General features: G+C 59.7%; 22 protein-coding genes and 1 tRNA gene. 5 read left to right on the plus strand and 18 right to left on the minus strand.

Going from position 1 to position 25,767, the window contains the following annotated elements; all coding sequences use genetic code 11:
* Nucleotides 1-110: 110 nt before the first annotated feature.
* The 4 genes from VWY75_RS03400 to VWY75_RS03415 all read right to left on the minus strand — a co-directional run bounded on the left by VWY75_RS03400 (nucleotide 111) and on the right by VWY75_RS03415 (nucleotide 3,598).
* On the minus strand, nucleotides 111-740 hold the full coding sequence (locus VWY75_RS03400; RefSeq protein ID WP_416537255.1) for a 50S ribosomal protein L25/general stress protein Ctc: 630 nt from the start codon (nucleotides 738-740) through the stop codon (nucleotides 111-113).
* 128 nt (nucleotides 741-868) lie between these two features.
* Nucleotides 869-2,032, minus strand: a complete 1,164-nt coding sequence (locus VWY75_RS03405) for an alpha-hydroxy acid oxidase (RefSeq protein ID WP_340544455.1) — start codon at nucleotides 2,030-2,032, stop codon at nucleotides 869-871.
* A 153-nt stretch (nucleotides 2,033-2,185) separates the two neighbouring features.
* Nucleotides 2,186-2,977 carry a tryptophan synthase subunit alpha gene (gene trpA / locus VWY75_RS03410; protein WP_340544456.1) on the minus strand — a complete coding sequence of 264 codons (792 nt, stop codon included), beginning with the start codon at nucleotides 2,975-2,977 and terminating at the stop codon, nucleotides 2,186-2,188.
* 108 nt (nucleotides 2,978-3,085) lie between these two features.
* Nucleotides 3,086-3,598, minus strand: coding sequence for an acyloxyacyl hydrolase (locus VWY75_RS03415; protein WP_416536534.1), 513 nt, complete (start codon nucleotides 3,596-3,598; stop codon nucleotides 3,086-3,088).
* 297 nt (nucleotides 3,599-3,895) lie between these two features.
* Between VWY75_RS03415 and ychF the strand changes: the two genes are divergently transcribed.
* The 3 genes from ychF to VWY75_RS03430 all read left to right on the plus strand — a co-directional run bounded on the left by ychF (nucleotide 3,896) and on the right by VWY75_RS03430 (nucleotide 6,335).
* The gene (gene ychF / locus VWY75_RS03420; RefSeq protein ID WP_416537256.1) at nucleotides 3,896-4,993 is read left to right on the plus strand and encodes a redox-regulated ATPase YchF; all 1,098 of its coding nucleotides are present in this window, start codon (nucleotides 3,896-3,898) and stop codon (nucleotides 4,991-4,993) included.
* Between the two features lie 154 nt (nucleotides 4,994-5,147).
* The gene (locus VWY75_RS03425) at nucleotides 5,148-6,068 is read left to right on the plus strand and encodes a nucleoside hydrolase (RefSeq protein WP_416537257.1); all 921 of its coding nucleotides are present in this window, start codon (nucleotides 5,148-5,150) and stop codon (nucleotides 6,066-6,068) included.
* 177 nt (nucleotides 6,069-6,245) lie between these two features.
* A tRNA-Ser gene (locus tag VWY75_RS03430) sits at nucleotides 6,246-6,335 on the plus strand.
* A 612-nt stretch (nucleotides 6,336-6,947) separates the two neighbouring features.
* On the opposite strand, the gene VWY75_RS03435 is transcribed toward VWY75_RS03430, so the two are convergent.
* The 13 genes from VWY75_RS03435 to VWY75_RS03495 all read right to left on the minus strand — a co-directional run bounded on the left by VWY75_RS03435 (nucleotide 6,948) and on the right by VWY75_RS03495 (nucleotide 19,816).
* Nucleotides 6,948-7,625 carry a DUF2461 domain-containing protein gene (locus VWY75_RS03435; RefSeq protein WP_416537258.1) on the minus strand — a complete coding sequence of 226 codons (678 nt, stop codon included), beginning with the start codon at nucleotides 7,623-7,625 and terminating at the stop codon, nucleotides 6,948-6,950.
* Nucleotides 7,626-7,634: 9 nt separating this feature from the next.
* Nucleotides 7,635-7,979, minus strand: coding sequence for a TfoX/Sxy family protein (locus VWY75_RS03440; protein WP_416537259.1), 345 nt, complete (start codon nucleotides 7,977-7,979; stop codon nucleotides 7,635-7,637).
* Entirely contained in the window at nucleotides 7,979-8,377 is a 399-nt protein-coding gene (locus tag VWY75_RS03445; RefSeq protein WP_340544464.1) for an MAPEG family protein, read from the minus strand. The genes VWY75_RS03440 and VWY75_RS03445 overlap by 1 nt, the downstream gene beginning before the upstream one ends.
* Before the next feature lie 12 nt (nucleotides 8,378-8,389).
* Entirely contained in the window at nucleotides 8,390-8,776 is a 387-nt protein-coding gene (locus tag VWY75_RS03450) for a VOC family protein (RefSeq protein ID WP_416537260.1), read from the minus strand.
* Between the two features lie 67 nt (nucleotides 8,777-8,843).
* Complete coding sequence (locus tag VWY75_RS03455; RefSeq protein WP_416537261.1) at nucleotides 8,844-10,079, minus strand: RNA polymerase sigma factor; 1,236 nt, start codon at nucleotides 10,077-10,079, stop codon at nucleotides 8,844-8,846.
* Nucleotides 10,080-10,083: 4 nt separating this feature from the next.
* On the minus strand, nucleotides 10,084-10,590 hold the full coding sequence (locus tag VWY75_RS03460; RefSeq protein WP_416536539.1) for a YciI family protein: 507 nt from the start codon (nucleotides 10,588-10,590) through the stop codon (nucleotides 10,084-10,086).
* Nucleotides 10,591-10,852: 262 nt separating this feature from the next.
* The gene (locus VWY75_RS03465; protein ID WP_416537262.1) at nucleotides 10,853-12,457 is read right to left on the minus strand and encodes an amidohydrolase; all 1,605 of its coding nucleotides are present in this window, start codon (nucleotides 12,455-12,457) and stop codon (nucleotides 10,853-10,855) included.
* Nucleotides 12,458-12,467: 10 nt separating this feature from the next.
* The gene (locus VWY75_RS03470; protein WP_416537263.1) at nucleotides 12,468-13,391 is read right to left on the minus strand and encodes an oligopeptide/dipeptide ABC transporter ATP-binding protein; all 924 of its coding nucleotides are present in this window, start codon (nucleotides 13,389-13,391) and stop codon (nucleotides 12,468-12,470) included.
* A complete protein-coding gene (locus VWY75_RS03475) occupies nucleotides 13,388-14,371 on the minus strand; it encodes an ABC transporter ATP-binding protein (protein ID WP_340544472.1) in 984 nt (327 codons plus the stop codon). The genes VWY75_RS03470 and VWY75_RS03475 overlap by 4 nt, the downstream gene beginning before the upstream one ends.
* Nucleotides 14,368-15,225 carry an ABC transporter permease gene (locus tag VWY75_RS03480; protein ID WP_416537326.1) on the minus strand — a complete coding sequence of 286 codons (858 nt, stop codon included), beginning with the start codon at nucleotides 15,223-15,225 and terminating at the stop codon, nucleotides 14,368-14,370. The genes VWY75_RS03475 and VWY75_RS03480 overlap by 4 nt, the downstream gene beginning before the upstream one ends.
* An 11-nt stretch (nucleotides 15,226-15,236) precedes the next feature.
* Complete coding sequence (locus VWY75_RS03485) at nucleotides 15,237-16,175, minus strand: ABC transporter permease (RefSeq protein ID WP_416536542.1); 939 nt, start codon at nucleotides 16,173-16,175, stop codon at nucleotides 15,237-15,239.
* Nucleotides 16,176-16,248: 73 nt separating this feature from the next.
* Nucleotides 16,249-17,811 (minus strand): ABC transporter substrate-binding protein, encoded by a 1,563-nt coding sequence (locus VWY75_RS03490; protein WP_416537264.1) that lies wholly within the window; start codon nucleotides 17,809-17,811, stop codon nucleotides 16,249-16,251.
* 22 nt (nucleotides 17,812-17,833) lie between these two features.
* The gene (locus tag VWY75_RS03495; RefSeq protein WP_416537265.1) at nucleotides 17,834-19,816 is read right to left on the minus strand and encodes a CocE/NonD family hydrolase; all 1,983 of its coding nucleotides are present in this window, start codon (nucleotides 19,814-19,816) and stop codon (nucleotides 17,834-17,836) included.
* A gap of 126 nt (nucleotides 19,817-19,942) precedes the next feature.
* Here VWY75_RS03495 and VWY75_RS03500 point away from each other — a divergent pair, with 126 nt between their 5' ends.
* Nucleotides 19,943-20,710 (plus strand): helix-turn-helix transcriptional regulator, encoded by a 768-nt coding sequence (locus VWY75_RS03500; RefSeq protein ID WP_416541610.1) that lies wholly within the window; start codon nucleotides 19,943-19,945, stop codon nucleotides 20,708-20,710.
* 68 nt (nucleotides 20,711-20,778) lie between these two features.
* Here the strand turns inward: VWY75_RS03500 and VWY75_RS03505 are convergent, their stop codons facing one another.
* A complete protein-coding gene (locus tag VWY75_RS03505; protein WP_416537267.1) occupies nucleotides 20,779-24,702 on the minus strand; it encodes a Hint domain-containing protein in 3,924 nt (1,307 codons plus the stop codon).
* Nucleotides 24,703-24,914: 212 nt separating this feature from the next.
* On the opposite strand from VWY75_RS03505, the gene VWY75_RS03510 reads away from it, so the two are divergent.
* Nucleotides 24,915-25,754 (plus strand): SDR family NAD(P)-dependent oxidoreductase, encoded by an 840-nt coding sequence (locus tag VWY75_RS03510; RefSeq protein WP_416537268.1) that lies wholly within the window; start codon nucleotides 24,915-24,917, stop codon nucleotides 25,752-25,754.
* Nucleotides 25,755-25,767 lie beyond the last annotated feature (13 nt).

The following is a 25,767-nucleotide window of genomic DNA, read 5'->3' on the forward strand; positions in this document are numbered from 1 at the left end:
CGACATCCGTTTGAAAGGTGGCGACCTGCCAAGACTGCCGCCCATATCTACAAAAAAAAGCGAGGCCAAAGATGGCCTCGCTTCGTCGTTCCGGACATTTCGGTCGGAGCTTATTCTTCTGCGGCCACTTCGGCTTCGTCTTCAGACGCTTCGTTGTCAGCGGACTTCAGGCCCGACGGAGCGGAGATGTTGGCTACAACGAAATCGCGGTCGATGGTCGGCTTTGCGCCTTCCGGCAGTTTGATTGAGGAGATGGTGACGGTGTCGCCAACATTCAGACCGTCAAGATCAACAACCAGCTTCTCGGGGATGTCGCCAGCGGTCACAACCAGCTCAACCTCGGGACGGACGGCGGTCAGAACGCCGCCACGCTTGATGCCGGGGGCTTTGTCTTCGTTGATGAACTCTACGGGAACGAAGAGATTCACCTTCGAGGTGCGACGCAGACGCATCAGGTCGAAGTGTGTCGGCAGGTCTTTGACAACGTCACGCTGAACGTCGCGGCAGATCACGCGCACGTCTTCCTGGCCTTCCACTTTCAGGTTCCACAGGGTGGACTTGAAGCGGCCGGCTTTCAGTTTTTTCAGCAGTTCGTTGAAGGGGATCTGGATCGACATCGGTTCGGTATCGCCACCGAAAACAACACCAGGAACCATGCCAGCACGACGTGCTGCACGAGCGGCGCCCTTGCCCGACCCCGTACGTTCTTGGCAAACAAGATCAGGAATCTGACCAGCCATGATAATTCTCCAATTTGATAATGGGGGTGCCTCCAAGGCTGTCACCCCGCGTGAAGCCGTGCGCATAGACCGGATTGGCTGATATTGCAAGTCGCAAACCGGAAATACGGCTGTCGCCGCGCCGTATGTTACTGCCAGCGCCCGCCGAAATCTTCGGGGATCAGCAGGTTGTGACGACCCAGATTGGCGACAGATTTCTCACCGCATAGCGCCATTGTTGTATCCAGCTCCTTGTGCAGCACCTCCAGTGCCCGGGTGACGCCGGCCTGTCCCATAGCGCCGAGCCCGTAAACAAAGGCGCGCCCGATCATGGTTCCCGTCGCGCCAAGGGCAAGTGCCTTCAGGATATCCTGGCCGGAGCGGATGCCGCTGTCCAAATGAACCTCGATCTGATCGCCTACAGCCTCCATGATTGCCGGAAGCATCTGAATGGAGCTTAGTGCGCCATCCAGCTGGCGGCCACCATGATTGGAGACCACGATTGCGTCGGCACCAACTTTTGCTGCCATCCTGGCATCTTCTACATCTAGAATTCCCTTCAGGATGACCTTGCCATCCCAAAGCTCGATCAGCTTGGCAATCTTGCCCCAGTCGAGCGAGGGGTCGAATTGTTCCGCTGTCCAGGCACCCAGTGACGAGGCGTCCGAAATACCGTCCACATGGCCGACGATGTTGCCGAAGTTGCGCCGCTTGGCGCCCAGCATCTGCAGGCCCCAGGTCCATTTGGTCATCAGGTTGGCGATGGTCTTTGGGGTCAGCTTCGGCGGTGCGGAAAGGCCGTTTTTCAGATCCTTGTGCCGCTGGCCAAGAATTTGGAGGTCCAGCGTGATTACCAGGGCGGAGCATTTGGCGTCTTTTGCACGCCGGATCAGACGACGGACATAATCCTCGTCCTTCATCGTATAAAGCTGAAACCAAAAGGGTTTTGTCGTAGCCTCGGCCACGTCCTCGATCGAGTTGATGGACATTGTCGACAGCGTGAACGGGACGCCGAAAGCCTCGGCGGCGCGGGCTGCTTTTATCTCGCCATCGGCATGTTGCATACCGGTCAGACCAACCGGCGCGAGGGCAACAGGCATCGACACTTCCTGCCCGATCATCCGGCTTGCGGTGCTGCGGCCAGCCATATCGACCGCCACCCGTTGGCGCAGTCGAATCTTTTCAAAATCGCTGGTGTTGTCGCGAAAGGTCTGCTCGGTCCAGCTGCCACTTTCTGCATAGTCATAGAACATGCGCGGGACACGCCGTTCATAGATGCGTTTCAGATCGTCGATATTGGTAATGACTGGCACGGTGTCATCCTCGCCCTTGTTTGGTAATAATTTATTACCAATCCATCGGGTGAGATGCAATGCAGGATGCTCGCGCGCGGATGTGAACGGCAAAAAAGCCGCACCCGATGGGATGCGGCCTGATGATTGTTGGCGGCGATCAGCTGATTGCGATCAGGCAGCGTGTGCCCCGTCAGAGAGAGACTTTACGAAACTGAGGACCTCGGCGACGGATTTGCCTGCGCCAATCTGGCCGACAATGGCAGAGCCGACCACCGCGCCATCGGCGACGGAGGCGATGGCCTTTGATTTTTCAGGCGTATTGATGCCAAAGCCGACGATAACAGGCAGATCGGTATTGGCTTTGATCCGCGCCACTTCCGGTCCGACATTGGTCGCTTCGGCTTCGGCTGCACCTGTGATCCCGGTGATCGAGACGTAATAGACGAAACCGGAGGTGTTTTGCAGGACGCGGGGCAGGCGCTTGTCGTCGGTGGTAGGAGTGGCCAGTCGAATGAAATTCAGCCCTGCCTCCTGCGCGGGGAGGCACAATTCGCTGTCTTCTTCCGGCGGCAGGTCAACCACGATCAACCCGTCGATGCCAGCTGCCTTGGCGTCTTTGAGGAACTTATCAACGCCCCGGCTATAGATAGGGTTGTAGTATCCCATCATCACGATGGGTGTGGTGTCGTCTTCGGCGCGGAACGCACGCGCCAGCTCAAGTGTGCGCTCAAGGGTCATACCGGCTTCCAGCGCGCGCTGTCCGGCCAGCTGAATGGTCGGGCCATCGGCCATCGGATCGGTAAAGGGTAGGCCCAGTTCGATCACATCGACGCCCGCCGCGGGCAGCCCCTTTACCAGTTCAAGCGAGGTGTCGAAGTCAGGGTCACCCGCCATGACATAGGCGACAAAGGCCTTTTTGCTGGCAGCTTTCAGTTCGGCGAATTTGGCATCAATGCGGGTCATGATCGGGCCTTTTGAATGTGTCCGCTTCGGTGTGCCGAATGTTGCGGCGGAAATCAATCCCGCTCGCCTTATTGTCACGCTGCTCCTCCGCCAGGCGGGCGCTTGCCTCTAGCCTTTGAAGGGGACGTGCCAGCGTAGCAGCAGCGAATTTACCCCGGGGTTGATATCGGCTGTGGACGCGTTTGATTTATGGGTCAGCGCCAGCGACAGCGATTTGCCATTTGCGAATTCCTTGCCAAGGGCGATTGCGCTGCGAATTTCAAATGTTGAGCCCAGATCGTTGAGCCGGACACTCTCGGCGTAGGCACCGGGCATTACGCTGGTTTCAATGAACCAGCCGCGCTGGAGATGCCACGTGCCGACCGCACCTGCGCCGATGAACAGATCGCCAGTGGTTTGCACATCAAGTGCGGCACCAAAGGCTGCGTCGAAATTGCCACGCTGCCAGAACGCATCATGCTGGTATTCCACCGAGATCAATGCGCTATCCTCTGCGCCTTCACGGGAAAAGCTTGAATATCCTGCACCAAAGATCCAGTCGGCGGCAGCCGAAGGGAGGGCGCTGGCAAGCGTCAGGGCGCAGGCGAGGGGCGTCGCGGTAACGAAGGTGCGTAATGTCATTGTCAATAGTCTCGTTTTGGTCAGCCTAGCTGAAATGAGCCGTTAAATCATAAGAATGTCCACCTTCTGGCGGGGCAAAGGGATCACATTCCGATCAAAGGAACGCGAGTGTCGCCAATTGGTTGCACCTTGTTTTGAAATTTTCCTTGCTCGGAGCCTCCGCATCGGGACTAGGTCTTCACGGCTCTTTGCACCAGCCTCGACCGGGGCGCTTGGCGGAGGGGGCGGGAGATGCGCGCTTGCGTCACTTCGAAATGCTGCCTAGAAGCACCTCCCAAGTGGCATCAGGAGGCCGAAATGGGCTTTAAAATGGGAATCGTGGGTCTGCCGAACGTCGGCAAGTCGACCCTGTTCAACGCATTGACGAAAACCGCATCGGCGCAGGCGGCGAACTTTCCGTTTTGCACGATCGAACCGAATGTCGGTGAAGTCGGCGTGCCCGATGCCCGGCTGGACAAGCTGGCGGCCATTGCGGGCTCTAAACAGATCATCCCGACGCGGATGACATTTGTTGATATCGCAGGCTTGGTCAAAGGCGCTTCGCAGGGCGAGGGTCTGGGCAACCAGTTTCTCGCCAACATCCGCGAAACCGATGCCATCGCCCATGTGCTGCGCTGCTTTGAAGATGGCGATGTGACCCATGTTGAAGGGCGCGTTGACCCGGTTGCCGATGCCGAGGTGATCGAGACTGAACTGATGCTGGCCGACCTAGAAAGCATTGAAAAACGCCGCGCCAATCTGGTGCGTAAGCTGAAGGGCAACGACAAGGAAGCTCAGCAGCAGGACCGCCTTCTGGCGGCGGCACAGGCGATGTTGGAAGATGGCAAACCCGCGCGTCTGGTCGAGGTCGATGCAGAGGATGCCAAGGCCTGGAAAATGCTGCAACTGCTGACGACCAAGCCAGTGCTTTATGTCTGCAACGTCGGCGAGTCGGAATCGGTCGAGGGCAACGAGCATTCGGCCAAAGTGGCGGACATGGCTGCGGCTCAGGGCAACAGCCATGTAATCATCTCGGCCCAGATCGAAGAAGAAATCAGCCAGCTGGAACCGGAGGAAGCAGAGATGTTCCTCTCCGAAATGGGGCTTGCCGAGGCTGGTCTCGACCGGCTGATCCGTGCAGGCTATCAGCTGTTGCACCTGGAGACCTATTTCACCGTCGGCCCCAAGGAAGCACGCGCTTGGACCATCCGGTCCGGTACTGCGGCACCGCAGGCGGCGGGCGTCATCCACGGCGATTTCGAGAAAGGTTTCATCCGCGCTGAAACCATCGCCTATGACGATTTCATCGCCCATAACGGCGAACAGGGTGCCAAGGAAGCGGGCAAGATGCGCGCCGAGGGCAAAAGCTACATCGTCAAGGATGGCGATGTTCTGCACTTCCTGTTCAACACCTGATCTTTCTGCTCTCCGCGACAATATTGGTGCCCGTCTTCCAGTGAAGGCGGGCATTTTCTTGATACAGCTGTTGTCTATTCCTGAAAGTGGCAGGCTTGAGTTGCCGCTAACGGAAATGCTAAACCCGCACGATTAATTAGTCGGAAGGATAAAAATGACAAAGCTGATCATCGACACGGATCCCGGTATCGACGATGCCATGGCGATTTTCTATGCGGCCGCGGCCCCGGATATCGAGCTACTCGGGCTGACGACAATCTTTGGCAATGTGACCACCAAAACGGCCACCCGTAACGCGTTGCGTTTGCTGGAAGCTGCGGGTCTGGACCTGCCTGTCGCCCATGGCGCCGAGACCCCGCTGGTGCTGCCGCCCTTTACGCCCTCTGCCCATGTGCATGGCGCCGAAGGGTTTGGCGACATTCCGGCCAAGACGCCGAAAGGGCAAGCTCTGGAGGAGGATGCAGCTGACTTCCTGATCCGCATGGCGCGCGAGCACAAGGGTGAGCTGGTGGTCTGTCCGATTGGTCCGCTGACCAATATCGCCCATGCGATTCAGCGCGACGCCGAGTTTGCAAAAAATGTGAAACGGATCGTGATCATGGGTGGCTCGCTGGAAGAGGGCGGCAATATCACCCCCCACGCCGAAGCCAACATCTATCACGACCCCCACGCGGCCGACGTCGTCTTCGGTTCCGGCGCGCAGGTCGAGATGGTCGGTCTGGATGTCACGCATCGCATTCTGTGCACCGCCGAGGATTTCTCCGCCATTGCCGCGCAATCCCCTGAGCTGGGTGGGATGTTGCAGGAAATGTCGGTCTTCTACCTGCATTTCTATGAAACCGTCGGCAAGTTTGACGGCTGCTCGCTTCATGATCCGGCCGCAGTCATTGCCTGCACGCATCCTGAGTTGTTCACGGCGCGCTCGGTTGCAATGGAGGTGTCCTGCGACGGTGAAACGTCAGGCGAAACCCGCCTCGCCACAGACAGCGACCGCAAGCCGATCGACGTCTACATGGCAGTTGACGCCGATGCGGTGAAAACTCTGTTCCTGAAGCGGCTTGCCATCCTGCCCTGAATCGGTGCGCGACGATGGTTTCCTTCGTCCGAACAGCGTCTCACATCGCCCCGCTGCAGCACGCCTGCGGCGGGGCGATTGCTGTTTTTGTCCCCCTGGTCAAGGGCTGCAATTTTTTTGCCGAAAACAGCATTTCGCCCTTGTTCTTGGCTTGGTTGCGCTGATAGACGGGTCAGCGGAGACGTGGCCGAGTGGTCGAAGGCGCTCCCCTGCTAAGGGAGTAGGCCCGGAAGGGTCTCGTGGGTTCGAATCCCATCGTCTCCGCCATCTTCCTCAATATTGTCGTATTCTGTTTCTCTTAATGTTTGGGTGGAATAGGGCGCCCACGATGGATTTCCATCCGGCTGATGAGCCGCACATATTGGGGATCGCTCTGCCCTGAGGGCCGTGAATGTGGTCCTCTTGACCACCTTCGCTTTCGCGTCGGGCGCCGGTATCGCAGGTGCAGGCCGCGCGAAACGGTCTGGATCAGCCTGTGTCTTGGATCGAGCGGCGGGCTGCCACTATCTCGATCAAGGCGCCATGCTCCAAGCGGACAACGTCGGCAATCGCGCCGGAATCCTCTCTGTGTCCGTGAAGCAATCCGCTTACCGGTCGCGCTCGGCTGTAAGCACATGGCCATGGATGCAAATAGTCGTTCACCGAGGCCTTCGCCAACCGACTTGGCGGCCGGTCGCCCGATATGGTTTTGCGGCGATAAGCAAGCCGAGTAAATTCATTATGGTCACCGCGCCACGCTGAGATCGGCCTCCGCTCTGCCGCCGTCTATCGGGCTCTGTCATCTAGAGGTGCTTCAGGCCTATCAAATGACGCGCGTCAACCGCCTGTATTCCCACACAAGTGTCATATTGCGACCGTGCCGATGATACTGCGGATTCTTTAGCAGGGGCCGGTAGGGGAACCGATGTCGGAAAGCAGGTCAAATACCGGGATGAGCTTTTGAAACGTCGCAGTGCTACGTTCGACGAGATCTGGCTCCGTGACAAAGGCTGTGTCGGTGATGTCGATCCATGCGGCAAACCCCTTGCGTCGCAGTGCAACCTCGTTCGGATGATCCTTATCAAAACCTTTGGGGACCCGTTTCAGGTCCGGCTCACCGATGCGGATACCTGAGGCACGCAGTTCGTCCGTCAATGCGATCAACTCGGCCCCTTTAGGACCCGCCATCGCCCTGCGGAAATTGGCGAGTGCTTCGTTGTCGTATTGAAACACGCCACAGCCCAGCGTCAGCTTCTCAGGCGAGAGACCGAAGAACCACATGGGCGGCTGCGCAGTTGTTCTTTCTGGTCTCAAGGTGACGTGGATATGAGCGTTGTAGGGCGTCTTGTCCTTGGAGAAGCGGACGTCGCGATGGATACGGAAGATCTTGCTGCTATGCGGTTGACCGGTCAGCGCACCAAGTGCGCTCTCCATGTGAGCCGCAAAGACCTTGGTGGGATCTTTGATGCAGTGTTCATATGTCGTTTTATGTGCCGTGAACCAGTCTTTGGTGTTGTTCGCCTTCAGATCGCGCAGGAATTGCAGCGCATCGGGGCTGTAGCTGTCGAATGTATTCATGATTGTCCCTCACTTTTTGGCGGGCAGGGCTGCTGCATGTGCCAGGCATTGCTGCAGCCAGCGCTTCATTGCGGGGTCCGGGCAATCGGCCTCATCTACCAGGATGAAGCCACCCAGCTTGCGCTTGCCGTGGATGACGACGCGGGCGGTCGGGTCTGCAAGGGCGGCCGCTTCGTTCTCCTTGCCGATACGGAACATAAACCGCCCGACACCATCTTTGTGCCGTCGCGCACCGCAAAGCATATTGCCGTTCAGGAAAAAACACACACCGCCCATCATCCGCTTTTCAGTGATCCCCACATGCGCGGCGAGTGCGCCGCGCATGTGTTGGCTAAGGCCTTCGTCATAAGGCATCAGGCAGCCCCAAATAGTTGCCACAGGATGGCGATGGCGAGCATGAACATCGCCAAGGTTGTCAGCGCGGCACCGACGGCGCGCCCTTTACTATCGGCCGATGCAAGCAGGCCAAAGTAGTGGATGAGCCGCGCCAGGATGAGCACGGCACCGCATAGGGCCACCAGCCAGGCTGCGGTTCCGGCGATTTCAGCACCGGCGAGGGCCAGAAGCGCAAGCGGCACATATTCGACAAAGTTGCCATGGGCCCGGATCCGGCGCAGCAGCACATCATCGTCACCATGCAGCAGCAGGATGCCGGTTTTGGCCCGGCGCACCCCGACCGAGATCGCCATCGGGATGCTGAGAAGGACGAAAATCGCCGTTACGGCCAGCGCGATCTGTGGTGTTTGTTCCATCTGAGCGCGTCCTTAGGCCGGGTTCTGGGCATAGGTGATCACTGCAAAGCGGGCGCCCTGCGGATCTGTGAGCGTTGCCATGCGACCGACACCGGGCATATCCATGGGGGCTTGCAGGACGGTTGCGCCTTTGGCCTTTGCGGTGGTCACGCAGCTGTCCACATCGGCAACGGTAAAGAAAATCGTCCAGCTTCCGCTCTCCTCGGGCATGGGAGAAAAACCGCCAATCGCCGTTTCGCCCACCGCAATCGCCGAGTAGCTGGACCCGTCCTGCATCGGCATATTGTTGATGGTCCAGCCTAGCACCTCCTGATAAAAGGTTTTGGCCTTCTCCTGATCCGGCCCGGAGTGCCCGATCCAGCCGGCGTTTCCAATTGCTGTCATCTCAAGAATGCTCATACGTCTTCTCCCTGTTTGCCTGCCCGAATGCAGGTCTGACCCAAGGACGCATGACCACTCCCAATCCCTACACGTCGGGCAGTTCTTTTTTGCTGAGCGCGATTTTTCCTTGAACGGCGGCGCGTTCCGGTGCTGTCGGGTTGAGTGAAAGCGCTGCTTCAAACGCCTTGATGGCCGCTGGATGATTGCCGGTGTCCTGCAACAGTCGGCCTCTCATGGCATGAAACCAGCGGTATTGCGACAGATCGTCAGCCAGCGGCTCCAACGCGGCCAACGCGTAGGCAGGGCCTTCAATCCGTGCCTCCGCTGCGATGAGGTTGAGACGCACAACGGGCGAAGGCTGCAGGGCATAGAGCGCGGCGTAATGCGCAGCGATCAGTGACCAATCGGTCTCTTCTGCGGAGGGCGCGCGGGCATGGACCGCAGCAATCGCGGCCTGAATGATGTAAACCCCCCGATGATTGATCCTCTGGGCCTTTTGTAGCAGCGCCGTCGCCTCGGCGATTTGGGAGAGATCCCATCGGCTGCGGTTCTGATCCTCCAACGGGACGAGCTGGCCATCAGCATCCATGCGCGCGTCACGCCGCGAATGTTGAAACAGCAGGAGCGACAGAAGCGCCGCCTGCTCGCCCATGGCCGGGAACAGGTTTGCCAGCAGACGAGCGAGGCGGATTGCCTCTTCGCAGACTGTGAGCTTGATCTGGGTCTCACCACCAGAAGCCGACCAGCCCTCGTTGAACATCAGGTAGACCATCAGCGAGACCTCACCCAGCCGCGCGCCCCGCTCCTGCGGGCTGGGCGTTTCAAAGGCGACGGTGCCACTGGCGATTTTCTTCTTCGCGCGGGTGATCCGTTGTTCCATGGCCTTCGGTTTGATCAGGAAGCCGCGTGCAATTTCCGCAACGCTAAGCCCGGCGACGATCCGCAGCGCGATGGCAATCTGATCGCGCCGTTCCAGCTCCGGGTGGCAACAGATGAACAACAGGCGCAGGACGTCATCGCGCAGTTCATCGGGATCAGGGGGTGCCTCTGTCATGGGTTGAAACTCTGCACAGTGCCGCGCAAGGATGGCATGGTGCCGCTGGGACTTGCGCAGCGCGTCGAGCCCCGCGTTGCGGGCGGTGGCCAGCAGCCAGGCCAAAGGATCACGGGGTGCGCCGATGTCCGTCCAGACCTTGAGGGCTTTGAGACAGGCCTCTGCAAAGGCGTCCTCCGCGATATCTATATCGCGGAAGTAGCGGGTCAGCGCGGCCAGCGCCTGCGGACGCTGTCTGGTGATTGTTGCTTCTAGCCAGTCCGACACATGCCTATTCCGACGAAATCGCACCTCCCGCCCAGGCCACGGGCCGCACTTCTAGCCGAACCACCGGGGATGAGATCATCTTGGCATGGGTTAGAGCATCGTCCAGGTTTTCAAAGTCGGCGGCGTAAAATCCCAGGAAACTCTCTTTTGTCTCGGCATAGGGCCCATCCACAATCAACGGAGGCTGATCGACCGCCGGTGCAGGGTCAAGCATCACTGCCGAGGTTGGCGGCATCAGCTTGATCGAGATGAACTCCCCTCGTTTCTTCAGCGCCTCCTGCAACGCGCCATGTCCGGCCAGTACTTCGTCCTGCCGTTCTTTGGGGAGTGTTTCAAAAAGCCCGGCTTCTCCGTAGATTGTAATTGCATAGATCATGGTTTTCTCCAGTGCACTGATCACATGCTGCAAGAACGCGCGGGCCAATGCAAATCCGACAATACCTGCGTGGATTTCTGAAAAAAGATGATTGCTGGTCGCGCGGCTGGATCGCGAACCCTTGTAATCGCCCATGACGCTGCGCTTGCGCGGCGGGTATTCTAGCAGGTCTGCGTCCTATTGGTTCTTTGCAACGCTTGAGCGTGGCATCCCCTCCCAATGCAACAGCGCAATGGAGATGAGGCATGTTGCGGGCGCACACGCATACGAGATTGGGTAATTGCCAAATGCAAAGCTGCTGCAATCTGTGTCCTCGGCTATGGTCTCTCTGAATAGGTTGTGAAGCGATCAAAAATGAACCCGTCACGACCACAGTCACACAGACCTCGTCGGAGGGTCAGTCTCCCGACACCATTTTGCCCGCTCGAATTGTCGCCGTCACTTTCAAATCCAGAAGGTTCTCTGAGGCCGCAATCGGATTGCCTGAGAGAACTGCAAGATCGGCGCATTTTCCCGGCTCTATTGATCCACGAATATCTTCCTGGAAGACCTGCCAGGCCGCGTCTATCGTTTGTGCCCGCAGGGCCGAGAGGGCGCTGATTTTCTGGCTTTCCCCGAGCACCCGCCCGCTTGATGTGGTGCGGTTGACGGCGCAATGGGCCAGATGCAGCGGCCTGGTTGGCGTTACGGAGGCGTCATTGTGCAGGGTGTAGCGGACCCCAAATCGCTCGGCCGACGCGGCGGGGGACAGGCGGCTGGCGCGCTCGGGGCCGAGAAACGTACTGTAATGGCGATCGCCCCAGAAATGGATATGGGCCGAGAAGAAGCTGACCGTGATGCCAAGCTCGGCCATACGGCCAAGCTGGTCGTCGCGCAGGGTCTGGCCGTGAATGATCGTGTGGCGGTGATCCGCGCGCGGGGTGTCGGCCAAGGCGGCGGCCACGGCATCGATGAACATGTCGGCCCCGGCATCACCGTTGCAGTGGCAATGGATCTGGTGGCCGAGGTCATGGAGTTTCCTCACTTCGCGGCGGTGTTCCTCAGCGGCCACATAGGGCATCCCGCAGGAATGTTTCGGGTCAATTGGCCGGTGATAGGGCGCAGAGAGATAGGCGGTCTGAAGCTGGAATGCCCCATCGGTAAATAGCTTGCGCGGGCCAAGGGTGAAATGCCGATTGCCGGGCCAGTCGAGAGTGTCCCAAAGCCCCGGTTCAAGCTCTCCAATGGGCAGCAGCATCAGGTCGATACCGGGATCTTTGTCTGACCCGAGCGAGGCAAAATGCTCCAGCATTACCCGCGAGGTCCAGGCGTTCTGCGCATAGGTGACGCCATGGGCGAGGTAATCGTCGCGGCAGACCGCGAAACCCTGCCAGAATCTTTCGCGATTGATCAGGAAATCAGTATCGCCCATTTCGCCCATGGCCGACAGGCCTTCGATGAGACCTGTCAGCGCGCCGTCATCCCGGCGGCCATAGCGGCCGCCCAGTGGGTCCGGCGTATCCCGTGAGATGCCGCGCATTTCAAGGGCGGCGGAGTTCGCGACGCCATTGTGGCCCGAGGCATGAAGCACCCAGATGGGATGATCTGTGGACACGTCGTCCAGTTCAGCCCGGGTCGGCATCCGACCCTCGGCGATTGCGGTGTTGTCAAAAAGAACCCCCATGACCCATTCGCCTTTTGGGGTGTCGGCTGCCTTGGCACGCAGGCGGTGCAGCGCCGTTGCCATATCGATGCAGTCGCCACGTGGCGGTGACGCAAGATCGACACGGAAAAGCGCAATGAACCCCGGATCGGGAAAGTGCCCATGCGGGTCGATAAAGGCCGGGATAAGCGTCTGGCCCTGCAGGTCATGGAGCCGCGTGCCGCCGGGCATCTGGGCGCGCAGGACGGTTTCGTCGCCGACGGCACGGATCAATCCGCCTTCGGTCAGCACCGCCTCGGGCTGAGAGTTTTCGGCGTCCATCGTCAGGATGGTGCCGTTGGAATAAAGCGTGGCTGTCATTGCGGGCTCGCTACGAGAGTGGCGCGAGGCAGCGCAGGCCATGGCCTGCGGTCACCTCCCATCTGGGTGTTTGGGTGCAAATGTCCTGGCCAAAGGGGCAGCGCTCGCGGAACTCGCATCCCTTTGGCCGGTTCAGCAGACTCGGCGGTTCGCCCTTCAGCGCGATGCGTTCCAGCCGGGCGTCAGGGTCAGGTTCCGGGTTCGCGCTGAGAAGGCAGCGGGTGTAGGGATGGCGCGGGCTTTCGAATATTGCTTCGGTGGTGCCTTCTTCCACCAGCCGCCCCAGATACATGATCCCCATACGGTCGGCCACATGGCGCACGACGCTGAGGTTATGGGTGATGATCACCATGGCCAGACCCAGCCGTTCGCGCAGTTCATTGAGCAGGTTCAGCAACTCGCCCTGCACGGAGACGTCCAATCCCGCTGTCGGTTCGTCGGCCAGGATCAACCTGGGTTCCAGCGCCAGTGCGCGGGCCACCCCGACACGCCGTGCCTGACCGCCGGACAATTGATAGGGATAGCGGTCGGCGAAATGCGCAGGCAGGTTGACCATCTCCAGCAGGCGCTTCGCCTCGGCGTGCTGATCGCGGCTCTTCATGCCCTGAATCCTGTAGGGTTCCGTGATCAGACTGCCGATGGTCAGCCGCGGAGACAGGCTTCCGACCGGATCCTGAAACATCATGGCGATGTCCTTGCGCAGGGGGCGCAGCTGCCGTTCGGGCAGGCCGCGGATTTCCCTGCCGTCGAATTTGACCGAACCGGCCTGCGCCGGGGCCAGCCCGGCAATTGCGCGAATGACGGTTGTCTTGCCCGATCCGCTTTCGCCGACAAGCGCGTAGGTTTCGCCCGGGGCCACGTCAAAGCTGACGCCAGCCAGCACATTGACCTGACCATAGCTGGTTTGAAGGTTATCAACAGACAGAAGGCTCACGCCGTCATCTCCTCATGGTTCAGCCAACAGGCAGCCAGATGACCGTCGTCTCCCAGTCGCTCAAGTGGCGGCACGTCTGCCGCGCAGCGGGCGATTGCCTGATCGCACCGGTCGCGAAAAATGCAGCCGCCGGGCAGGTTCGCCAGATCGGGGACTTCGCCCGGAATGGTCGGCAGGACACGGGCGCGGGTCTTGATGTGGCCCGGATCACATTCGATCAGGCGGCGGGTGTAGGGATGTTTCGGGTTGTGAAAGATCTCGCGCACATCGCCGCTTTCGACGACTGCGCCCGCATACATCACCACCACCCTGTCACAGAGTTCCGCAATCACGCCCAGATGATGCGAGATGAATAGGATCGCGCAGTTCATTTCGCGCTGAAGCTCCTGCAAGCGTTCGATAATCTGTACTTCAAGCGTGGCATCCAGTGCCGTTGTGGGTTCATCGGCGATCAGCAGGTCAGGCTCGGACATCAGCGCCATGGCAATGGCGATCCGCTGGCGCATCCCGCCGGAGAATTCATGCGGGAACTGGTTCAGCCGCGCGTCGGGATCGGGAATGCCCACAGCCCCCAGCATTTTCGCGGCGGTTGCGCGTTTTGCGGCCTTGGATGCGGAGGACCGGTGCTGGATATCGACCATCTGCTGACCGACGGTCAGCACCGGGTTGTGGGTCTGCATCGGGTCCTGGAAGACGATTGAGATATCGTCGCCGCGCAGGGCGCGCATCTGACGCTCGTTGGCCTGCAACAGGTCCTGCCCCTTGAACCGCACCGCGCCCTCACGGAACCGCGTGTTCGGTGCCGTCAACCGCAGGATCGACGAGATCAGCGTCGACTTTCCGCAGCCGCTTTCGCCGACGATCCCGACGATTTCCCCTTTGCGGACGTCAAAGGTGATATCGCGCAAGGCTTTCAGGTCGCCGCGTTCGGTTTTATAGTCGACGCTGAGATGGTCGATCTCCAACAAGGTTTCGGTCATCGGTTCTTTCTCAATTTCGGGTCAACCACGTCGCGCAGGGATTCGCCGAGGAAGGTGAAGCCCAGCGTTGCGATGATGATCGGCAGGCCGCCTCCGACCACCAGCCACGGCGTTTGCCGGATCAGGGCATAGCCATCTTTCAACAATGCACCCCAGCTGGGTGTCGGCGGTTTTACCCCGAGACCGAGGAACGACAGACCGGCCTCAAGCGCGATCACCGTGGGGATGTCCATGGCAGCCAGAACCGCCAGGACGCCAATGATATTGGGCAGCAAATGGACACCCAGAATACGGGCCATGCTGGCCCCCATGGAGCGTTCGGCCAGTATGAACTCCGAGTTGCGCAATGTGAGCGTCTGCGTGCGCGCCACACGGCCATAGGTCGGGATCGAGGTCGCCATGACCACGAAAACCACAGTTTGCAGGCTGGGACCCACCAGCGCGACGACGGCCAGCGCGAACATCACGGTTGGGAATGACCGGATGGTGTCAAACAGAAGCATCAGCAGATTGTCGAGCCATTTTGGTCCGTAGCCCGCGATCATTCCCAGTGTCAGACCGATCACCATGGCCCCAAAGACCGCAGGCAAGGCGACCTTCAGCGCCACCTGTCCGCCCATGATCACGCGGCTGAAGGTATCTCGGCCCAGCTGGTCGGTGCCCAGCCAATGGCTGGCCGATGGGCCTTGCATACGGTCCTGAATATTCATGGCAATTGGATCGTAGGGCACAATCCATGGCGCGAAGATGGCGCTGATCACGATGGCCCCGACGATGATCAGCCCCATCAGGCCCAGCGGGTTCCCGGCGACGCCTTTGAGAATAATGCCGAGTTCGGAGCGCGGTTTACCCATGGTCGAGGCCGTCATGTCGAGGTCCTCGCGCGCGGGTCCAGCCAGGCGTTGACAAGGTCCGCAACGGCGGTCGAGATAACGAACAGCCCCGTTGAGATGAGCACCGAGCCCATGACGATCGGGTAGTTGCGGGTGGTGATGCTATCGATCACCAATTTGCCCAGACCGGGCCGGGCAAAGACGATCTCGGCAAAAACGGCAGCACTGAGCAGAAAGCCCATCCCGACGCCGATCACGGTGACGACCGGCAGAACGGCGATCCGCAAGGCGTAGACCATGACGATCCGTCGCTCGGAGAGACCAAAGGCGCGGGCGGTCCGGATGTGGTGTTCACCAAGCACTTCCAGCATCGAGGCACGTACAAGCCGCGCGATATACCCGACCCAACTCAGCCCGATTGCAAACGCGGGCAAGACCAGATGATCCAGCCGGTCCCAGAACCCGTCACCGACACCAATCGCCGGGAACCACTGGAGCTGCACGGCAAACAGCAAAAGCGACAAAAGCGCCACGACAAATGCGGGGGCCGCGACGAAACTCACCGACAGCACCGCGACGCTTCGGTCGATCAGGGTGTTGGGATGGGCCGCGGCATAGGCGCCAAGCCCGATGCCGAGGGCGGCAGACCAGAGGATCGACGCAAAGATCAGCTCAAGCGTGAAGGGAAGCTGTTGAAAGACAATCTGGGTGACCGAGCGGCCCGAAAACACGTCGGTGCCCAGATCGCCCTGCATCATGTTGCTGTAAAAGATCACCAGTTGCCGCCAAATCGGCTGATCCAGCGCCAGTTCGGCGGTGAGCCGGGCCTGAAGCTCCGGGGTCGCTCGCGGACCAAGCATGATCTGCACCGGATCGCCGGGGACTGCACGGATCATCAGGAACATGAGTGTTACCGCAACAAAGAGGATCAGCGCCGCAAGCGCAAACCGCCTCAGAGCAAAGTTGAACATCGATCGGGCCTTTCTGGGCGGGGTAATCACGTGCGGCCGCCCGAGGGCAGCCACACGCAGAGACGTAGGGAGGTTACGCCTTGCCGAAGTATCTGAGCAGCGAAAGCCCATCCGGGCGCAGGGCCGGAACAACACGCGAGGAATGCACGACCGGCGTTGCTTCATGGGTGATAAAGCGATAGGCGCCGCTTTCTTCCATCAGGTCCTGCGCTCGCTGATACATCGCAGCGCGTTCTGCATTGTCGGTTTCCGCAGATGCGGCGGCGTGGAGTTTGTCGAATTCGTCATTGCGGAAACGTTCCCAGTTCCAGATGCCTGCCTGTTCAGTGGTGAACCAGGCCGTTGCATAGGAGGGATCAGGCGCCATCGAGAAGCGGTTCAGCACCAGTTGCAGATCTTCGTTTTCGCCGCTCGCCCAGAACGCACCGGATTCCAGAACGTTGATTTCCAGCGTGATCCCGATTTGCGCCAGCATCGCCTGAATGACCTGAGCCATCGTCGTGTAGGTCGTCTTGTTCAGGATATCGAGCGTGAGGGAGACATTTGTCTCGCCGGATTCCGCAAGCAGTGCCTTTGCCTTTTCAATGTTGGCCTGCGGCGCCACAAGACCCTGAGCACGGTTTCCTGCCAGACCCGGTGCGATGATGCCTGTCGACGGGTCCGCCGCGCCAAAGTAGGAGGCCTCCAGGATTGTCGGCACGTCGATGGCATGCTGGATCGCCTGCCGCAGTTTCTGGTTCTGTAGTTTCGGATGATCCAGATTTATCCCCAGCCAGACATAGAACAGCGAGGGGTTTTCGACGAGGGTCCCGCCGTTTGGAACGCCGCCACGGTAGCGCGCGACCGATCCTAGCGACACGCGGGTCAGGTCCAGCTCGCCTGCCTCGAATGCGATCTCGGCGGTGTTTTCATCGTCGATCGGGTAGACTTCAATCGTATCCCAGGCCGGTGCGTCCCCTTTCCAGTTGGGGTTGCGCTGCAACACGGTCTTTTCCTTGGGGCTCCAGCTCGCGCGCAGATAGGGGCCGCTTTCGGCGACCGGGTCGGAGCCGATCCGCCCGCCAGCGGCCTCAACCGCGGCCTTGGACACGATGTTGCCGGTGATATAGGGCAAGGCAATAGACCAGAGCGGCGCGAAGGGCTCGTTCAGCACGATGGTGCCTTCGCGCTCGCCAGTGACCTCAACATGGCTGAGCGGTCCCATATCCGGCTTGTTCGGGCTTTCGGTGGCCTCGGCCACGATCCGTTCGAAGCTGAATTTGACATCCTCGGCTGTCATCGCGCCATGGCCGTTGGTAAAGCCGATGTCATCGCGCAGGGCGAATTTGATATGGGTCGGGTCCACCTGTTCGATCATCGACGCCGCATCAAGTTGCCAGCCCCATTCGGAGCCGGGCTTGTACTGGATCAGCTTGTTGTAAATTGCGGCGTGGATCTCCTCTTCCACAACGCCGACACTATGCGCGGGATCCATGTTCGGAGCGTCGCCATAGGCGCGGACGCGCAGGACGCCATCATCCTGGGCAAAAGCGGTCCCCGCCCAGCCCATAGGCATTGCGGCGGCCGCACCAAGCGCTGTCGCGCCTTTTAGGAAGTTTCGGCGTCCTGTTGGTGCCTTCATCCATTCGATCTTCATTGTGATCTCCCCGTTGGGTTGTTCAGAGAAGCCCGCGCGGAATGGTCCGCGACCATTCTTTTGACAGGACTTCGGTTTCATCGGGCCCTTCCGTGGCCCGCAAACTGCGGTGCAGGTAGAAATGCGTCTCGTCGCAGGACATGCGCGAATGCGTGTCGATCCGAACCTGCCAGTCGTCGCGGCGGAACTCGAACCGCCAGTCGGCCACCATCTTGGCGCTGGCGGGATCATCGGGATGGATGGAATAATGCGTCGCTACATGGCTGCCGCTGATAAGGCCGTGATAGGGATCGCGCGACATGCCGAAATCGTCAAATGCGTCGAGCGTTGTCCGTCCTTCATCGTCGGTTCCACGCCGTGACGTGCTCGACGGGTCGCGCAGGACATCCGCAGCCAATGTCGGAAATTTGTCTGGCGGCCCGGGGTTGGCAGGCTCCGGTTCACCAGCCACGCGGCGCTGAGGCAGTGTCAACTGGCTGCCCGCGCAGTCCAGCGTGATCGTCACAGGTTTGGGCGAGGGCCAGACGATCGGCCAGTAGGATGTCGACAGCGCCAGACGGAGGCGATGCCCCGCGCGCAGCCGATGGGCACAGGCGTTCAGTTCGAACTCAACCTCGTAGCGTTCGCCCGGCACCAAAGCGTCCGGGGTTTCGTGGCTGTTGTGATGGGTCAGGTTGAAGGGCCGATAGGTGATGCGTTGCGACACGCCATCCGGCGCGACATCACAGAGCCGGGCCACCACCTGGGCAACCGGTTGATCAACACGAAACGCCAGCTTCAGACGCGGGCGTCCAACGATCTCAAGCGGCGCGTCCAGCGAAATGTCAAAGCAGGCGGAGTGCCTGTCGTCCTCGACCTGATCGCCCGGCAGCTCGTTGTCGATCCGCATCCCCGGGCAGAAATAGCCGCTGGCGGACCCGACGCTGGCAGGATTGGCAATATCAACCTCCCCGGCTTTGGCCGCTGGGCACAGCGCACCATCGCCGAGAAAATAAATGTGCTCCTGAATGGTGTTCGATGGCCAGCTTTCCTCTGACACCCACCGTCCCCTGCGTGGCTGGTTCTTGCCGGACGGGTTGTCATGTTCCTGCACGAATGTTCGCAAGGCAGGCAGTGTTTCAGCCCCGTTCAACTCGCCTTTCAGCCATCGGTCGAACCATCCGATGATCTCCGAATGGGCGTCTGCAGCCTCGATCTTTGAGATATGCGGATATCGGTGCTCCCAGGGGCCGATCAGCGCTTTGGTCGGCGAAGTCAGGTTCTCAACCAGGGTAAGGGGCGTGTTGACATAAGCGTCCGCCCAGCCTGTGATTGCCAGAACCGGCACCTCGATCCGTGACCAGTCTTCGCAAACCGATCCGTGTTTCCAGAACTCATCGCGTGTGGGGTGCGCCAGCCAGTCGGCGGCAAGATCAGGCAGCAGCTCCATCCGCGCGATCCAGTCATCGCGCCAGTCGGGCCGCAGGTCGGGATCAGCAGGGCGAGACAGATAGGCAAACATCTGTGCTGCCCAATTGGCGTTATCGCTGAGCAGGCAGCCGCCCATGTAGTGAATGTCATCGGCATAGCGGTCAGCCGTCGAGGCCATGGTGACAACCGCCTTCAATTCCGGCGGTCGGCGATACGCAAGCTGCAGGCCGTTGAAGCCACCCCAGCTGATCCCGATCATTCCGACGTGGCCATCACACCAGTCCTGGCCTGCGATCCATTTCAGAACCTCTTCGCCATCGCAGAGCTCCTGTTCGGAATATTCATCGTCAAAACGGCCCTGGCTGTCGCCGGTCCCGGCAATGTCGACCCGCACACAGGCATAGCCATGGGCGGCAAACACCCGATGTGTGGTTTCATCACGCGCTGCGGTTCCGTCCCGCTTGCGATAGGGGAGATACTCCAGGATCGCCGGCGCAGCCCCCGGCAGAGCGGGAAGCCAGACCCGTGCCGCCAGTTTTCGCCCGTCCGGAAGAGGGATCCACTCATTCTCTAGTGTCTTGATTTCGTTTTGCACGCCGATCACCGTTTGCGACTCACAAGCGAAAATTGGAACGAAAATCAAAAACCACCTAGTAAGCGACTGTACGCAGGTTTAAGCTTTTGTAAGCATCAATGCGTCTATGTGCGAAGGACTTGTCGCATGTCGGAAAACTTTTCGCGGAACCTGCGATCCCTCTGCGCTGACTACGGCAGCATTGCGCAGGTCTGCCGCGATATCGGCTTGAACCGTCAGCAATTCAATCGATACCTCAATGGCGTTGGAATGCCCTCGGCGCACAACCTTCGGCGCATCGCCCGGCATTTCAATATCAGCGAACAGGACCTCGATCTGGATCACCCGGCCTTCCTGGGCAGGATGAACAGATTGACGGCGCCCTCCCGCAAAAGCCCGGCGCGCGTGCTGTCCAGAATTTTTGAGAACCAGGCCGGTCCGCTGCGTCGGTATTTGGGGTTCTATCACGGCCATTTCACAACGCCGACCTGGGAAGGCAAGATCATGCGCACGCTGATCTGGCTGCGTGAACAGGACGGCTATATCGTTTCGCATACCTTCGAACGTGCATTGAGCGATGATCAAAGCATCGTTCAACGGACGAAATATACCGGGCTGGCAGCCTATAAGGGCAATCGCATCTACCTGTTGGAAAGCGCAAACAGCGAGGATGGATTCTTGTCGGAGTCCATTCTGTTTCCTGCGCATCGCCAACAGGTCAGATATCTGAACGGGATGACAATGGGCGTCGCCACCAAACCGCGTATGGCCCCATACTCGTCGCCGACCGTCTGGAAACGGCTATCTGAAAGCACCTCGGTCCGGGATGCTCTGAAGCAAACAGGTATCTTTCGCTTCAACGACACAAGGATCGACGTAATCGTGCGCAACCAGCTGGCGGACGCGCAGGACTGAATAGGACTGCGATTTCACCGTGTCTCTTCCGGGTGAGGACCAACTGGCAGAGAGCCGCTAACCGGCTGTCACCTGTCGACGTTTTCGACACAAAAACTGCGGTTGGTTATCGGGTGAAACCTTAGTGGGCTGCCAGTTTCGCGCCCCCTGTGGCTGTGAGTCCAATAGGGTTGGGTGCCCGCCAGCCGCCTGCCTTGAAGAAGTCCAAGGCGCCCGTTGAGTTTTTGCAGTTCATTGCGTGACAGAACGGTTGCGGCTCGCGCCCCGTAGGCTTGTTCGACAGGCATCTGATCCAATTCAGGGAGTAGGGCGTATAGTTCTAGGCGAGTTACGGCCGGCATCATCTTCATAGCCATCGGCCCAGGATAGAAGCTTTCGCTCGGAATATCATTGGAGATCAGCGTCGCATGTTTGTCGAGCATAAGATGGATATACGTGACGCTCTGACGACCCCGCGCAAAAGAAGCCAATGCAGTTTCTTCAGCCAGATGCTTGGCCCGCACATAGTAGGACGCATTCGTGAGCTGATCTGTCAGCAGGACGCAGTGCTGCGGCGACACCACCAGCGCACGTGCATTGCCCAGCACGCCCGGCCTGATCCGGACCGGCGTGAGGTTCTGCGGTAGAGACGCAGTTTTAACTGCGACTTCCGACAAGGCCAGCCAGCGTATCGGCATCGGGCCGTATTCAAGAGTTGTGACCAGATCGCCGGGCTTCAGCGTTTCTATCTTGGTTTCGCCGCTTGGTGTTGCGATCACCGTACCGGGCGTGAAACACGGGATGTCCATCGAATTGAGTTTCTGGGCGTTGTCCACCTGCGAACGCTGAACGCCAACCAGCGTCACCGACTCGCCGTTGACAAAGGTCAGCACCGCATCACCTGTCCCGTCGCCATTGGTGTCGCTGACGACAACATCCCAGGCATTGACCGGATTGCCATCTGCATCGACCAGATTCGAGACATCGAATTGGTCTACCGTGGTGCCATCGCCGCTGTCGGTCATGTCGAAATTCGTCACGATATCCGACCCGGCAAGATCGGACACTCCCAGGGTATCCCTGTCGCTATCGGCACCAAGGTCAATAACGTCGTCCCCGGTGCCACCCTCAATCGTGTCGGCACCGGTGCCGCCGGTGATTGTATCGGCACCCGCGCCGCCGTCGATCACGTCATTATTGTTGCCGCCGTCGAGGGAGTCCGCGCCATCTCCGCCTTGAAGGGTATCCTGACCATCACCACCAGCGATACTATCGTTTCCATCGCCGCCGGTGAGGCTGTCTTTGCCCAGACCGCCGTCGATGGTGTCATCGCCCAAGCCACCGTCTATTGTGTCATCCGATAGGTTCAGGCCTGTGTCGATGATCACGTCGTTGCCGTCACCGCCCAGAATCAGATCGCTTTGGTTGCCGCCGTCAATCGTGTCCGCCCCGGCACCACCCGAGATAGTGTCGGCACCGAGTCCACCAAGAAGGCTGTCATTGCCCGCGCCACCGTCGATGGTATCCTCGCCATCGCCACCGTCGATTGTATCGTTCCCGGATCCGCCGGTCACGGTGTCGTTGCCGCCGCCTGCGATAATCTCGATCCCGCCTGCGTCGTTGGTGGCGTCCACCACATCGGCTGAGTCGCCCAGGATTACGCGCTCGATTTCGGAGAAGGTGAGCGTGCTGGTGCCGTCGCTGATCGTGCCCGCGCCGGTACCGGTAAAGGTTACCGTGACCGGAACGGTGACGGCCGACAGATCAAGCGTGTCGTAATCCGTGCCGGTGGTGACCCCTTCGCCGCCGATGATCGTGTCCGCGCCAAAGTTGTCCTCAATGACAAACGTGTCAGCATCGTCGCCACCCGACATACTGTCGGCGCCAGTGCCACCGACCAGCCTGTCATTGTCAGCACCGCCTTCAAGCGTATCGTCGCCGTCGTTGCCTTCGAGCGTGTCATTGCCGCCGGTGGCAACGATGCTGTCATTGCCCGCACCGCCGACCAGGCTGTCATCGCCGTCGGAGTTCATCAACGTGTCATTGCCGGAGCCACCGATCAGGGTATCGTTGCCAAGGCCGGTTGTGAGGAAGTCGTCGCCATCACCGCCGTCGATCAGATCATCCCCGTCGCCGCCCGCAATCGTGTCGTTGCCGGAGCCGCCGGTCACGGTGTCGTTGCCGCCGCCTGCGATAATCTCGATCCCGCCTGCGTCGTTGGTGGCGTCCACCACATCGGCTGAATCGCCCAGGATTACGCGCTCGATTTCGGAGAAGGTGAGCGTACTGGTGCCGTCGCTGATCGTGCCCGCGCCGGTACCGGTAAAGGTTACTGTGACCGGGATAGTGACGGCGGACAGGTCGATGGTGTCGTAATCCGTGCCGGTGGTGACCCCTTCGCCGCCGATGATCGTGTCCGCGCCAAAGCCGTCCTCGACCACAAACGTGTCGGCATCGTCCCCGCCTGACAGGCTATCAGCGCCAGTACCGCCCGAAATCGTGTCCGCGCCCGCGCCGCCGTCCAGCAGGTTATTGGCGCCGTCGCCTGTCAGGCTGTCATTGGCTGTGCCGCCGAGAATGTTCTCGATCCCGCTATAGGTGTTGCCGTGCTGGTCCGTACCGGTCGTGAGATCGATGTTGAAGTTGACATAGGACGCATCAGAATTGACGATATCGTAGGTATCAATCCCGGCACCTCCGATAAAGGTATCGGCGCCGAAATTGGCCAGAAGCGTATCATTGCCGCTGCCGCCATCGATTGTGTCGTCGCCGCCGCCGCCGTCCAGCACGTCGTCGCCTGTACCACCATCGATTGTGTCGGCCCCGGCACCGCCGCTTAGAACGTCGTTGCCGATACCGCCATCAATTGTGTCGGCGCCGGTGCCGCCGGTCACGCTGTCATCCCCAGATGAGGCATCAATCCGCATACCGGTGCTGCCACTCGACAGGTCGATGGTGTCGTTTCCAAGGCCTGTGGAGATGAATTCAATCTCGGAGAAATTGATGGTCGAACTGCCACCGGTCACGGAACCGGCCTCGCTACTGGTTAGCGTGACGGTAAGCGGATCGTTTTCCCAGGCGCCGCCGTCCTCAAACGTCAGTCGTAGCCAGTCGCCATTCCCGTCTTCGTCCCCTTCGCCACCGATGATGCTGATCGTGCCGCCTATGCCTTCTGGTGCATAGTTATAGAAGGTATCGTCGCCGGTCCCGCCCTGTGCTGTATCGCCAGCACCTGTGACAAAGACGTCGTCGCCTGCGCCGCCAGTCATCAGGTCGGCCTCGGTTCCGCCGTAGATCGTGTCTTTGCCGTCTCCGCCGATCAGGGTATCGCTGCCGCTTCCGCCGTAGACGATATCGTTGCCCGCGCCCGCGACGATGCTGTCGTTGCCGGCTACGGCATAGATTGTATCGTCGCCCGCTCCAGCATCCACGATATCGTCGCCGCCATAGGCGTTCATCTGGGTGCCGTCGGCATCGATATAGCTGGCGCCGATGCTGTCATTCCCTGCGGTGCCGTCGACCGTGGCGTCGATAAAGGCATCCTGTTCGAGGTCGGCAAAGGCAAAGGAGTAGTTGTCACCGATGACTGACGTGAGCTGAATGGATTCGATCGGCTTGTCGTCGAGAACGTTGTTGGCAGGGTCACCTTCTCTGTAGGGGTTAAGGAACACCCGACCTGATGTATCCTGCAGGATCAGCATCTGCGTCGTAGCCGTGGTGCCATCGGAATAGGTGACAAGGACATTGTAGTCGATGGCGCTGTCGATATCGGAGGATATTCCGCCATAGATCAGCTGATCGGCGCTTTGTCCGTTGTCGTTCTCAAGGAGCTGCCCGTCACTGTTGAGGTCGTTTACTGTGAGGCTGTCGATGTTGTCATAAAGCGGCGCGCCCGAGCTGCCGAACGTGGCGCCAACCAGGATGGAGGAGTTTTCAGATGCAAAGTTGGCTTCGTTTGGATCCAGATCGGAAAACGTTCCGAGGTAAAACGATTCAATTGTTCTAGTTACCAATTTTCACCTCGGGTTACTGTGCGATACGCAAAACGCGTTGTTTGTACCGGTGCTGGAGCCGTCCAGATCTGAGCGACTAAATTAGAAGATGGTGCTTAAAGTTCAGTTGAAACGGCCAAATCGGGCCCAAACCGCCGCTCCAAGTGGCAGGGAGTACAGCCTCCAGCGTGGATTTGGCCGCTGCCTGACAATGGTTTCCGCGGCTCCGGCAGATGTTCATCGCAAGCGGTTGCGGGCTGGGATCCGCCTTGAATCCCGGCTCCGTGTCGATCGGCGACGGTGTCGCAGGCGATGTTGCGGATGCTCCTGGGCAGGGCTATCAGTTGCCTCGTGGATGCGGGGGCGAGGTGACTGTGAAGAAGAACATTCTGATTGTCGGCGGAAGCTCTGGCGTCGGTCTAGCACTGGCGCGGCACTACGTTGCCGAGGGACACCGGGTCACCATCACCGGACGGGCCGATCCGGGCTGCACCGGCGCACGGTTTCATGCACTTTCGGTGACTGAGGATTCCAGCGATCTGATCACGGAACTGGATCGGTTGGCGCGGCAGGTCGGAGATGTGCAGACCCTGATCTATTGCGCGGGCTTTTTGCAGCAGGGGACGATTGCCTCGCTAGAGGATGCCGCGCTTGCGCAGATGACCAATGTCGGATTGCTGGGGCCTATGATGCTGATCCAGCGACTGGTCCGGCAGGCGTCCGGACCGCTCAAACTGATGCTGATCACCTCAAGCTCACAGTGTAAACCGCAGGCCGAAATGCCTGCCTACTGCGCGACCAAGGCCGGTCTTGGCATGTTGGGGGCGGCGCTGGTGCGCGGCGAGGGGATCGGCAAGGTGCTGGTCGTCGCTCCGTCAGCAATACGTACGAATTTCTGGGACGGCACCACGGAAGACACATCGACCATGCTTGACCCCGGCTGGGTGGCCGGGCGGATTGTGGAACTGTCCAGCGGTGCCTTCAAATACAAATACGCAAAGCTCCTGCGCAGCCCGGCAAGGGTTGAGGTGGTCGATCATCTCGACAATGCTTTCCAGCCGATAAATCCCTGATGGCACCATGCTC

This window comes from Phaeobacter sp. JH20_08 (genome assembly GCF_048056635.1).
Lineage (GTDB): Bacteria > Pseudomonadota > Alphaproteobacteria > Rhodobacterales > Rhodobacteraceae > Phaeobacter > Phaeobacter bryozoorum.

What these genes read in the sequence shown, in the direction of transcription:
- VWY75_RS03400 (WP_416537255.1), bottom strand. Translation starts at nt 740, where the DNA reads ATGGCTGGTCAGATTCCTGATCTTGTTTGCCAAGAACGTACGGGGTCG.
- trpA (WP_340544456.1), bottom strand. Translation starts at nt 2,977, where the DNA reads ATGACCCGCATTGATGCCAAATTCGCCGAACTGAAAGCTGCCAGCAAA.
- VWY75_RS03415 (WP_416536534.1), bottom strand. Translation starts at nt 3,598, where the DNA reads ATGACATTACGCACCTTCGTTACCGCGACGCCCCTCGCCTGCGCCCTG.
- ychF (WP_416537256.1), top strand. Translation starts at nt 3,896, where the DNA reads ATGGGCTTTAAAATGGGAATCGTGGGTCTGCCGAACGTCGGCAAGTCG.
- VWY75_RS03425 (WP_416537257.1), top strand. Translation starts at nt 5,148, where the DNA reads ATGACAAAGCTGATCATCGACACGGATCCCGGTATCGACGATGCCATG.
- VWY75_RS03435 (WP_416537258.1), bottom strand. Translation starts at nt 7,625, where the DNA reads ATGAATACATTCGACAGCTACAGCCCCGATGCGCTGCAATTCCTGCGC.
- VWY75_RS03440 (WP_416537259.1), bottom strand. Translation starts at nt 7,979, where the DNA reads ATGCCTTATGACGAAGGCCTTAGCCAACACATGCGCGGCGCACTCGCC.
- VWY75_RS03445 (WP_340544464.1), bottom strand. Translation starts at nt 8,377, where the DNA reads ATGGAACAAACACCACAGATCGCGCTGGCCGTAACGGCGATTTTCGTC.
- VWY75_RS03450 (WP_416537260.1), bottom strand. Translation starts at nt 8,776, where the DNA reads ATGAGCATTCTTGAGATGACAGCAATTGGAAACGCCGGCTGGATCGGG.
- VWY75_RS03460 (WP_416536539.1), bottom strand. Translation starts at nt 10,590, where the DNA reads ATGGGCGATTACAAGGGTTCGCGATCCAGCCGCGCGACCAGCAATCAT.
- VWY75_RS03465 (WP_416537262.1), bottom strand. Translation starts at nt 12,457, where the DNA reads ATGACAGCCACGCTTTATTCCAACGGCACCATCCTGACGATGGACGCC.
- VWY75_RS03475 (WP_340544472.1), bottom strand. Translation starts at nt 14,371, where the DNA reads ATGACCGAAACCTTGTTGGAGATCGACCATCTCAGCGTCGACTATAAA.
- VWY75_RS03480 (WP_416537326.1), bottom strand. Translation starts at nt 15,225, where the DNA reads ATGGGTAAACCGCGCTCCGAACTCGGCATTATTCTCAAAGGCGTCGCC.
- VWY75_RS03485 (WP_416536542.1), bottom strand. Translation starts at nt 16,175, where the DNA reads ATGTTCAACTTTGCTCTGAGGCGGTTTGCGCTTGCGGCGCTGATCCTC.
- VWY75_RS03490 (WP_416537264.1), bottom strand. Translation starts at nt 17,811, where the DNA reads ATGAAGATCGAATGGATGAAGGCACCAACAGGACGCCGAAACTTCCTA.
- VWY75_RS03500 (WP_416541610.1), top strand. Translation starts at nt 19,943, where the DNA reads ATGTCGGAAAACTTTTCGCGGAACCTGCGATCCCTCTGCGCTGACTAC.
- VWY75_RS03510 (WP_416537268.1), top strand. Translation starts at nt 24,915, where the DNA reads ATGTTCATCGCAAGCGGTTGCGGGCTGGGATCCGCCTTGAATCCCGGC.